The sequence below is a fragment of the Pseudoalteromonas sp. Isolate6 genome, assembly GCF_022398435.1.
Taxonomy (GTDB): domain Bacteria; phylum Pseudomonadota; class Gammaproteobacteria; order Enterobacterales; family Alteromonadaceae; genus Pseudoalteromonas; species Pseudoalteromonas galatheae.
In genome coordinates this window covers 1-9,585 of the sequence record NZ_JAKEVK010000185.1, presented here as the reverse complement: position 1 = coordinate 9,585, position 9,585 = coordinate 1, and the positions used below count along the sequence as shown (strand labels likewise).

The following is a 9,585-nucleotide window of genomic DNA, read 5'->3' as shown; positions in this document are numbered from 1 at the left end:
ATATTAATTTGTTAATTGCAATTTAATTGTTGTCGCACATGGTGTGCATGGCTTCAGTTGCTTGAGATGCTCATTCACTGCTGAAATTTAAATACTACTCGGTGTTTATGCTGACTCTTAGCACAGCTACTTGTTAGTAAAACCAATGCATACGTATTCAATAGATTGTTTAGCTAGGAATTCTATATTGTTAATCTTGTGTGAATAAGAGGCGCAATAATGAAAAATATAAAACTAAACCAAATTGCAGCTGGAGTGTTGTTAGTATCCAGTTGCGTTACACCTGCACATGCCGTTGACGGCGACCCAACAACATTCGTTCATTTATTCGAATGGTCTTGGGCTGATGTTGCTACGGAGTGTGAAACGTTTTTGGGGCCAAATGGCTACGCTGCAGTGCAAGTATCACCACCCAATGAGCATATTACAGGGGATCAATGGTGGACTCGTTATCAGCCAGTCAGTTATGAGATTGCGAGTCGTAGTGGTAGTCGAGCCGAATTTGCCGATATGGTCGCGAGATGTAAATCTGCCGGAGTAGATATCTATGTTGATGCCGTTATAAACCACATGGCCCATGGCAACGGCACCGGAGTTGCGGGTAACACCTTTGGCAACAAACAATATTCTATCTATAGTCCACAAGATTTTCATGAGACCTGCGCAATAAACCCTGAAGACTACGGTAATAATGCATGGCGAGTGCAGCACTGTGAACTCGTAGGACTTCATGATTTAGACACCGATGCGAGCTACGTACAAAATACCCTCGCGGGCTTTTTGAGCGATTTACAGTCTCTGGGCGTGGCGGGGTTTAGGCTGGATGCAAGCAAGCACATGCCTGCAAGTGATATTGGCGATGTGTTGGCCAAGCTAAATCAACCAGCGGTCATTTTCCAAGAGGTGATTGATCAAGGAGGTGAGGCGGTTTCTGCTTCTGAATATCATCAAAATGGCTTAGTCACCGAGTTTAAGTACAGCATTAAACTGAGCGAGACATTTAAACAAGGCAAACTGGCTTGGTTAAAAAGCTTTGGCGAAGCTTGGGGCATGATGCCAAGTTATAAAGCCGTAGTATTTACAGACAACCATGATAACCAGCGTGGGCATGGTGGTGCGGGATCTATCGTTACCTTTCATGATGGTAAACTATACGATTTAGCGAATGTATTCATGCTGGCGTATCCTTATGGTTATCCTAAAGTGATGTCTAGTTATGAATTTAATGGTGACACTGATGCTGGTGGCCCTTCGGTGCCTGTTCATCAAAATGGTAACCTCAATTGTACTAGTCAATTATGGCAGTGTGAGCATCGTCGCCCAATGATTGCAGGTGCAATGCAGTTTAGAAATCATACTAATGGCAATTGGACTGTGGCAAATTGGTGGGACAACGGTAATAACCAAATTGCTTTTTCTCGCGGTAATTTAGGCTTTGTCGCCATTAACCGGGAATCTTCTAGTATGGTTCAAAGCCTGCAAACAGGGCTCCCTGCCGGAACCTATTGTGATGTGCTAAGTGGAGGTATCGGTCAAGAAAACTGCGCAGGTAAAAGCATCGAAGTTGATACCAACGGTTACGCACAAATTAATTTAGCAGCTATGGATGCCGTAGCCATTCATCATCAAAGTAAGTTGACAACCCCACCGCAGACTGGTGATTGGCAACGCACATTAGTTTTTATTAAAGCTGAAACTCAATCGGGTCAGGATATGTTCGTTCGAGGTGGTCTTGATCATGCCGCAGCATTGCAGAGAGGGATTGATTGCGGCGCCGATCCTACTCTTTGCTCTTTACCTATCAAGCATTTGAACATGCGAAACATGACAACTTCGGCTTGGAAAGTGGCTGATAACAGATTGGATTGGCTAGCGGCTGAAACTAGGCAGTCTAGTGGTGCCCAAGGGAGTCCGCTGGATTGGACAACCAATATTTGGCCTGCTAACTGGGGCGCGGAAAAACGTTACGACAGCGAGGGTTTTGGCGTCATGTCACTCAACCAATGGGGAGCACATTACTGGTTGCTGGAAGTAGAAATGGATTGTAGCAAAGCATTCAACGGTTGGTTTGAAGTAAAAGCATTCGTTAAAAATGGTCAAGGTTGGGAGGGGGATATTAACCAACAAGGCACACCATATGCGAGCAATAATCATTTTGCTCAATGCGGAAAGTTGAATGTGTTTGAGTTTGGCACAAACTCTGTTCTCATTTTACCCTAATGTTTTTAAAAAATGCTCGCTTATCATCTAGGAGAAAAGGGCTAAATCAGCTTAATTGCGTTTAGGTTTTCGTATATGTGTAGCGAGCTAGAGTTCCAAGGTCGTGATCTGTTGATATCGTAGAGTGCCTAAACTAACTCACCTACACGGCCTCAATTAAGTGGTACAGTATCGCGTTATCCTCTTCCTTGTTTGTGGTGGATCTAAATATTCAGTTTTTGCGGTTGATGACGAACGGCTTGATAGCGCGAGCTGAGCAGTTGCTATTATGTTTCACTTTTTGTCGTCGAGTTCGCGGAACGAGTTTCATCATTGCCTTAGTGTGTGATCAATGACCTCACCCATTTCGATTTTAGTACTACCTTTTGCGCTGATTTATCTAACCGAGTTTTAAACTGCGACGATAATGTTGTGCTTCAGTGCCCAATCAATTTTATATACTTAAACTCGGCCTATTAGATATGAAAGGGCTATCCATCAATAATGATAAATACAAAACTTTACGAGGTTAAATTATGTCCAGTTTAAACTGTTTTTTAACAAGTAAAACATTGAAAAACAATAACTTGATTTAGATCATTAAACGGAGTTATAAAACAATTGTCAGCGCTGTCATTGATAACTATTATCAACTTGCTGTTTGCGAATGGGCCCAATTACATATCAGCAACTAGGCTTTCTATAAGATTAAATAAGGAAAATTTATAATGAAGAAGTTAGGTTTCGCTCTATCTTTTGCCGCCATGCTTGTGTCAGCAAGTAGTGTTGCCTTATCCAATCAAGCGCATGATATTGATGGCTTTGAACGTGTCACAGAGTACGCTAACGGTCCTATAGCAACCGCCGTACTAGCAAGTGAATTTGCACATAACCTTAAGGTTGATTTATATCCAAGAGGCGAGGGAGATTTTTGCAGCTACGCGAATGTATATCACCATACATCGGGCGAGCAAATTGCGCATGCAGATGTCCAACTACTGTCTAGCAATACTTCTGTTCTACAAGCTGTAGCCGACATTCCAGAGCAATACTTGACTGATAATAAACGAGTTGAGGTTGCGTGCACTAGCGCTGCTGGTGAGCAGTATGATGTTTATGTTAACGTTCCTGGAGCACCGCTTGTACAGTGGGATATTAGTGCACAGCCTGCTGGGGAGTTTGTTCATCGTCCAAATACATATGGTTATCATAGTGCCTATCGGGTCAAGAGTCATTTAAATGTCGACAGTCAGAGCAACGGTGGGCGCTGTAGCACATTATCCAATCGCGGTGTAGAGCTCGGTTTGTTCCATGGGGAAAATGGCAAAGGGCCTTTCCATTCAGATATATTTACAACAGATATTACCGTGGATAATTCTCAAGCTGGAAAACAAGTACTGTATCAAATCATTGAATGTGAGAATGCAGCTGGTAAAACCTTAGCAGTCAAAGTGTTGTCATTAACAAATCCAACCGGTATTTATATAGTTCATGAAGAGTTAGTAGTGAAGTAATACCACGTGTCGTACGAGCGTGGCCATCGCCACGCTCACTAAAACGATTTTCTCCACCTTTATGACCTTTGTGCGACTTCAGGACCAAATATATTCCATCTAATTTAGTCCAGATTTACATTCCTCAGCTCTGTAAAGATTACATCCAAACGATGCTTAAACTTTAATGTTTATATATTTCATGAAGTTATATGGTGGTATCAATTCTGCATCTATCTCAACATCATTAGCGTATTGAAGGAGTGAAGGATGAAGAACTCAGATAATATTTCAGTTGCAATCTTGGCTACTGACGGATTTGAACAAAGTGAGCTGATTAAACCTAAGCAGGCACTTGAAAGTGCGGGATTTAATGTTGATATCATTTCTTTAAAAAAGGGCGATATTACTGCTTGGGATGAAGACAATTGGGGTGAGAAAGTCGCCGTTGACTTAACTTTGGACGAAGCCACCCCCAGTAAGTATGCTGGGCTTGTTTTACCTGGCGGATTATTCAACCCCGATAAACTAAGGCAAGAAAAATCTGCGGTTAAATTCATTCAGGCCTTTTCAGAGTTTGGTAATAAACGCCCAATCGCGGCGATATGCCATGGCCCTTGGCTGCTAATCGAAGCGCAGCTGGTGGAGGGAAAAACGCTTACTTCTTTCCCAAGTATCAAAACCGATCTTAAGAATGCCGGTGCAGACTGGATTGACCTTAAAGTTGCAGTAGACGACAACTTGATCACAAGTCGTAATCCAAATGATCTTGACGCTTTTAATAAAGCAATCATCGAGGCTTTGCAGCAAGATAATATCAATTAATTGAAAGAGTGGGTTTGTGCCGTTTCAAGCAGACGCTAATAGGTATAAATAAGGAGAAGATAATGTCAGACATAAAGAAAACCTTCTGGGAAGCGCTAGACAGTAGCCCCAATGTGATGATTGGTTTGAGTGATGACAATAATCACCATGAGCCAATGCGAGCACAGCTGGATAAAGACGCCAATGGCGAGTTTTGGTTTTTTACCAGTAAAACAAATCGTATTGCTAGGTGTGGCAAGGCAACCGCGCAATTTTCCAGTAAAGGGCATAACGTATTCGCGTGTATTCGCGGACACTTAATCGAAGAAACAAGACAAGACGTACTTGATGCCCATTGGTCAAGGCAGGCAGAGAGCTGGTTTGAAAAGGGTAAAGATGACCCCGAGCTTATCATGCTTCGTTTTGAACTGGATGATGCTGAAATTTGGCATGTTAGCCCCGACTTAAGTGGCTTATTAAAGCTAGCCGTGGGCAAAAATGTGGAACCGGAAGAAATGGGTGAGCGAGAGACTATCCGCTTTAGGTAGTTATAATACCCAATGTAAATAAGTAACCAAGGCGTAAAGACAGTTTTCGTTTTTGCGCCTTAAGTGCTTCCACTCATACGAAAATACTCCAAAATGTATTGTTAGTAGTTTAAATATTTAGGACTTCGGGGAATTCTCTGGACAACGGCTAACACTGTGATAACAATGAATGTATTGATTTAAAAGTAAGCTGTTTCAGCGAATTCAGGAGTTTACATGGCCACCGAGGGTACCTTTGATAATTGGCAACACGCCTTATCTGCCAGTTACGAGCAATTAATCAATCAACTTGTTACTCATGCTCCGCAGCTATTGGGCGCGGCACTCATGCTATTTGTCGGTTGGATAGTGGCTTGGCTATTGAGTAAGCTGACTATTTCGTTGTTTAAGCTGTGCAATCGCGCATTGGCGGGCTTAAGCCAACGAGTACAAACTGAACAATCGCTTCAGCTAAATCTAAAACACGCTCGACTGATAGGGAAAACCGTGTTTTGGGTCACGATGATGTTTTTTATCGCAGCGGCCACATCCAGCCTTGGTTTAAACTTCTTTAGTGACTGGATCTCCTCGCTACTCAGTTACTTACCAAATCTCCTTGCTGGGATATTTATTATTGTTGGTGGTTATCTGCTTGGTAATTTGGCCAGTGCCATGGCAAGAGCCGGTGCGCAGTCGGTCGGGTTTGCGCGAGTCGAAGTCGCGGGTAACATAGCCAAGCTCGCGATCCTATTTACCGCAACAGTAATAGGTATTGAGCAATTAGGGATCAATATTCAATTTGTGACCAATATGGTAGTGGTGCTGACAGGCGTACTATGTGCAGGAGTTGCATTGGCCTTTGGTCTTGGGAGTCGAGAGCTAATCGCAAATACCGTTGCAGCAAAACAAGCGCTGCGTCACTGTCGAATTAACGATCAAATTGAAATTGCGGGCGTTTCAGGCACGCTCACCGAAATCACGGCAACGATGCTAGTGATTGAAACCCAAAAGGGGAGAACTCTAATACCGGCTAGGCAATTTTTACAGGACTCGGCACATATTACCGCGACACACAGTCATTCAAGTAAGCAGTAGGGAGGCCCTATGTCAGCGTTAAACCTTAAAATTGCGCAACACTTTTTACAAGAAGAGCCCGCAGGCGCCGCGCGCTTACTTTCTTTGCAAACGCCAGATGTAGCTGCCGAGTTACTCAAAACTCTATCAAATGAAGTTGCTTTAAATGTGCTTAAAGTCATGCTGCCTCGTAGTGCAGCAGAAATTCTGATAACGCAAACGGATGTCGATATTGCTAGATGGCTTGGCAAAATGAAGCTGGCAGATGTTGCCGCTATCTTCAGGCATCTACAGGATGATGAACTTGCACGTTTTCTTAACCTTGTCTCAGTAAGACGACAAACTCTCTGTAAGATGCTGATTAGCTATCCAGATTATACTGTAGGAGCATGGGTCGAAACGGATGTATTAATTCTTGAAGAGACAATGACAGTTGAGGAGTCACTGCTGCGTCTAAAAAAACGTGACTACACTGGGTTTGCACTAGTTTATGTGGTGGATCAGCACCGGCATGTGGTGGGTCAGTTGTCGCTTTACCATTTACTTCGAAAAACATCGCAACAGAAAATTGCAGATTTAATGGATACTCACGTCATTTCTTTAAGCGGTTATACCGAGTTGCATAGTGCATTAAAGTCACCCGTTTGGGCGCAACAAGATCAGGTTGCGGTTGCCAATCGAAATGGTGACTTTATTGGGGTGTTGCCACATTACAGAGTGAGAAGTGCACTTGGCAGAGTGGATGAAACACAAGACAAGCAAAGCGAATCTTTAGATTTGTTAGATGCCTACACCAGTTCGTTTGCCAGCATGTTAGATACATTGGTGCCAGTTAAGGTCAAGGGGAAATAAGCGATGAGCGCAGCAAAAGATACACTAGATTCAGCGGTAGAGCAGCTCAGTGAGGAGTTTTTAAGTAAGTTTCCGCTTAAAAGTGCGCAGCTCCTCGGCACTTTACCTCCAGAAGAAGCCGCTGAATTATTACAACAGCAGGCACGACATATCATTTATCGTCTATGGAAATATTTGCCACCAGGAGCCGCTGAGCAGATTTTTACGCAATTCCCGGTAGATTATCAAGCGCAGTTTATAGCGAGCCTAGATAGCCATATTGCGGTTGGACTATTGAACAAACAATCGCAGGAAGCGCAGCAGGCGCTACTTGTCAAATTAACGGAGCAGCATTCAACCATAGCAGATGAACTTAGTGAGCTGCTGGTTTTTCCTGAAAATACTGCAGCGAGAATGATGAACAAAAAGGTTCAAGCGTTTTACTCAGATACCACACTACGTGAAGTGCTCTCGCAGCTGAAGCGATTAGACGGTAAAGTGCCAGATGTTATCTATGTGCTAAACGAACAGCAGGATTTGGTGGGCGAAACAACACTCAATGTTTTAGTGGGAAGCTCCTCAAGTAAAACTCTGATGCAGGTTGCGACACCAATCCGAGTCACGTTAAATGTGATGGATCATAAAGATCAGGTCGTGGAAGCGTTTGAAGGGCACAAAGTGCGAGCAATTCCAGTACTTGATGCGCAGCAACAGCTAGTTGGGCAGATCCGATTCTTTGATGCCTATCAATCAACCAAAGAAGATTTAGCGAGTGATATGCAGACCATGGTAGGTGCAAGTAAAGACGAGAAAGCCTTATCAAGTAGTTGGTTTGCAGTAAAGAAACGGCTTCCATGGTTACAGATTAACTTATTAACCGCATTTGCGGCTGCTGCAGTCGTGGGGGCATTTGAGGGGCTGATTGCTCAAGTTACCGCTTTAGCTATTTTACTACCAGTGGCAGCTGGGCAGTCGGGTAACGCAGGAGCTCAAGCTTTGGCTGTAACGATGCGAGGCTTAACGCTACGAGAAATTTCGACGCGGCACTGGTATCAAGTGATGCTAAAAGAGATGATGGTTGGGCTGTTAAATGGGGTAGCAATAGCGGTTACGTGTGGTATTGGTGTATATCTGTGGAGTCAATCACTCGGTCTTGCACTTGTTATTGCGCTGGCGATGATATCGTCTCTTGTCATTGCGGGAAGCTCAGGCGCTATTGTACCAATAGCATTGAAAAAGTTTGGACTCGATCCAGCGCAATCTTCATCAATTGTACTTACGACAATTACAGATATAGCAGGTTTTATGTCATTTTTAGGGATTGCGTTGTTGTTGTCTGATATGTTGCCGAAAGGCTAAGAGAGGAATGGGGTACTTCGTAGAGCTAGTGCAGGCACTAGCTCTGAGCAATACGTATTAGTTAACTACTACGTTGCTTGCTTGAGGACCTTTCTGGCCTTCTTCAACTGTGAAAGACACTGATTGGCCTTCAGTTAAAGTTTTGAAACCGTCAGAAACGATAGCACGGAAGTGTACGAATACATCTTTACCGCCGTTTTCTTGAGTGATGAAACCAAAACCTTTCTCTTCGTTGAACCACTTAACTGTGCCATTTACTGTGTTAGACATAATTGAAACCTTTTTCAAAAAATTAATTGTGTGGTGAAAATCACCGACAAAGCGATAGATAAAACTTAGCTAGTAACGCATTGGTATATCTATAAACGACTTTTTAAAAAAAAGAGTATCAAGAAAAAACAGTGCAGCAGTAGTAAGTGCTCTAAGTATCTAAAGCCTGCATATAGTATAGCGTTCTTATGGCGCTGTCCAATGAAGTTTGCAACTTTTTTGTTTAAAAAGTGAGCTGTGATGAGTTTTGATCGGATTTATTGGTGGAACTTTGATTGTGATGCACGAATTTGAAACGTGTGTTTTCTAGCCTTGCATGCTTAAAATTTACTGTTGTAGAAGACTTGGCTTAGAGGTATTTCAACGAATACCTATTTGCTCGGAAGCGCTGAGAGATAACACTTCCAAACTTTTAACTATTTGTATCTGTTGATTTCAACCTGGATCACCCCATCTTCAGGCGTTGAATTAAAGTAGAAGGGATGAGCTTGCCAGCGTTCATCGCTCCCAAATATTTTACCAATAGCCGTTGCGGTTTCGATTGGCTCGTCTTCATTAATATATATATCCACTCGACAGGCCGTTTCACGGCAGTCAATATTAGTTACGCGTAGCTTGTTTAGAATGTCGTTTTCCATGAAAAAGTAATGAATCTGATCGGAAAATTCGAATGCCCAGGTTTCGTCTACAGATTGCTCGTTAAACCCTTTATCTTTCGAAGGTGTGATTGTTCTTTCCTCACTTTCTTTAGGTATTTTGATTTCAGTATATTGGTTAGTGCTATTCTCATCTGCAAACTTACCATTAGGCTTTGGCCTGCTGATAGCTACTTCTTCGAGGTGTGGCTTTACATTGTCGGAAGCTTTAATGTTGCTGGAGAGAGCTGCGATACGCTCCTCTAAATTATCTCGCTCAAACTCTAAGTCTGAGATGACCGTATTCAGATAAATAGAGTAAGCAGCTAATAAAAAAGTCCCTATTGCTGTGAGGTATCGCATATTAACTCCTTGTTTATTTTGTAATTATTG

General features: G+C 42.8%; 9 protein-coding genes. 7 read left to right on the top strand and 2 right to left on the bottom strand.

Annotation, left to right across the window (positions count from 1 at the left end):
• The first annotated feature begins 219 nt into the window (after window positions 1-219).
• From L1D50_RS18550 to L1D50_RS18520, 7 genes are all read left to right on the top strand, one after another.
• Window positions 220-2,220 (top strand): alpha-amylase family protein, encoded by a 2,001-nt coding sequence (locus L1D50_RS18550; RefSeq protein ID WP_239966566.1) that lies wholly within the window; start codon window positions 220-222, stop codon window positions 2,218-2,220.
• 707 nt (window positions 2,221-2,927) lie between these two features.
• A complete protein-coding gene (locus L1D50_RS18545; protein WP_128727350.1) occupies window positions 2,928-3,713 on the top strand; it encodes a hypothetical protein in 786 nt (261 codons plus the stop codon).
• A 249-nt stretch (window positions 3,714-3,962) separates the two neighbouring features.
• On the top strand, window positions 3,963-4,517 hold the full coding sequence (locus L1D50_RS18540) for a type 1 glutamine amidotransferase domain-containing protein (protein WP_138523258.1): 555 nt from the start codon (window positions 3,963-3,965) through the stop codon (window positions 4,515-4,517).
• Between the two features lie 62 nt (window positions 4,518-4,579).
• A complete protein-coding gene (locus L1D50_RS18535; RefSeq protein ID WP_138523260.1) occupies window positions 4,580-5,044 on the top strand; it encodes a pyridoxamine 5'-phosphate oxidase family protein in 465 nt (154 codons plus the stop codon).
• Between the two features lie 216 nt (window positions 5,045-5,260).
• Window positions 5,261-6,118 (top strand): mechanosensitive ion channel domain-containing protein, encoded by an 858-nt coding sequence (locus L1D50_RS18530; protein WP_138523262.1) that lies wholly within the window; start codon window positions 5,261-5,263, stop codon window positions 6,116-6,118.
• 9 nt (window positions 6,119-6,127) lie between these two features.
• Window positions 6,128-6,949 (top strand): CBS domain-containing protein, encoded by an 822-nt coding sequence (locus L1D50_RS18525; RefSeq protein WP_138523264.1) that lies wholly within the window; start codon window positions 6,128-6,130, stop codon window positions 6,947-6,949.
• A gap of 3 nt (window positions 6,950-6,952) precedes the next feature.
• Entirely contained in the window at window positions 6,953-8,287 is a 1,335-nt protein-coding gene (locus L1D50_RS18520; protein WP_128727345.1) for a magnesium transporter, read from the top strand.
• A gap of 57 nt (window positions 8,288-8,344) precedes the next feature.
• Here the strand turns inward: L1D50_RS18520 and L1D50_RS18515 are convergent, their stop codons facing one another.
• Window positions 8,345-8,557: a cold-shock protein gene (locus tag L1D50_RS18515; RefSeq protein ID WP_010369631.1), complete on the bottom strand. Its 213-nt coding sequence runs from the start codon at window positions 8,555-8,557 to the stop codon at window positions 8,345-8,347.
• 416 nt (window positions 8,558-8,973) lie between these two features.
• Window positions 8,974-9,555 (bottom strand): hypothetical protein, encoded by a 582-nt coding sequence (locus L1D50_RS18510; protein ID WP_239966565.1) that lies wholly within the window; start codon window positions 9,553-9,555, stop codon window positions 8,974-8,976.
• Window positions 9,556-9,585: the final 30 nt, after the last annotated feature.

Coding starts and splice junctions, on each gene's coding strand:
- L1D50_RS18530 (WP_138523262.1), top strand. CDS start 5,261: ATGGCCACCGAGGGTACCTTTGATAATTGGCAACACGCCTTATCTGCC.
- L1D50_RS18545 (WP_128727350.1), top strand. CDS start 2,928: ATGAAGAAGTTAGGTTTCGCTCTATCTTTTGCCGCCATGCTTGTGTCA.
- L1D50_RS18535 (WP_138523260.1), top strand. CDS start 4,580: ATGTCAGACATAAAGAAAACCTTCTGGGAAGCGCTAGACAGTAGCCCC.
- L1D50_RS18550 (WP_239966566.1), top strand. CDS start 220: ATGAAAAATATAAAACTAAACCAAATTGCAGCTGGAGTGTTGTTAGTA.
- L1D50_RS18525 (WP_138523264.1), top strand. CDS start 6,128: ATGTCAGCGTTAAACCTTAAAATTGCGCAACACTTTTTACAAGAAGAG.
- L1D50_RS18540 (WP_138523258.1), top strand. CDS start 3,963: ATGAAGAACTCAGATAATATTTCAGTTGCAATCTTGGCTACTGACGGA.
- L1D50_RS18520 (WP_128727345.1), top strand. CDS start 6,953: ATGAGCGCAGCAAAAGATACACTAGATTCAGCGGTAGAGCAGCTCAGT.
- L1D50_RS18510 (WP_239966565.1), bottom strand. CDS start 9,555: ATGCGATACCTCACAGCAATAGGGACTTTTTTATTAGCTGCTTACTCT.
- L1D50_RS18515 (WP_010369631.1), bottom strand. CDS start 8,557: ATGTCTAACACAGTAAATGGCACAGTTAAGTGGTTCAACGAAGAGAAA.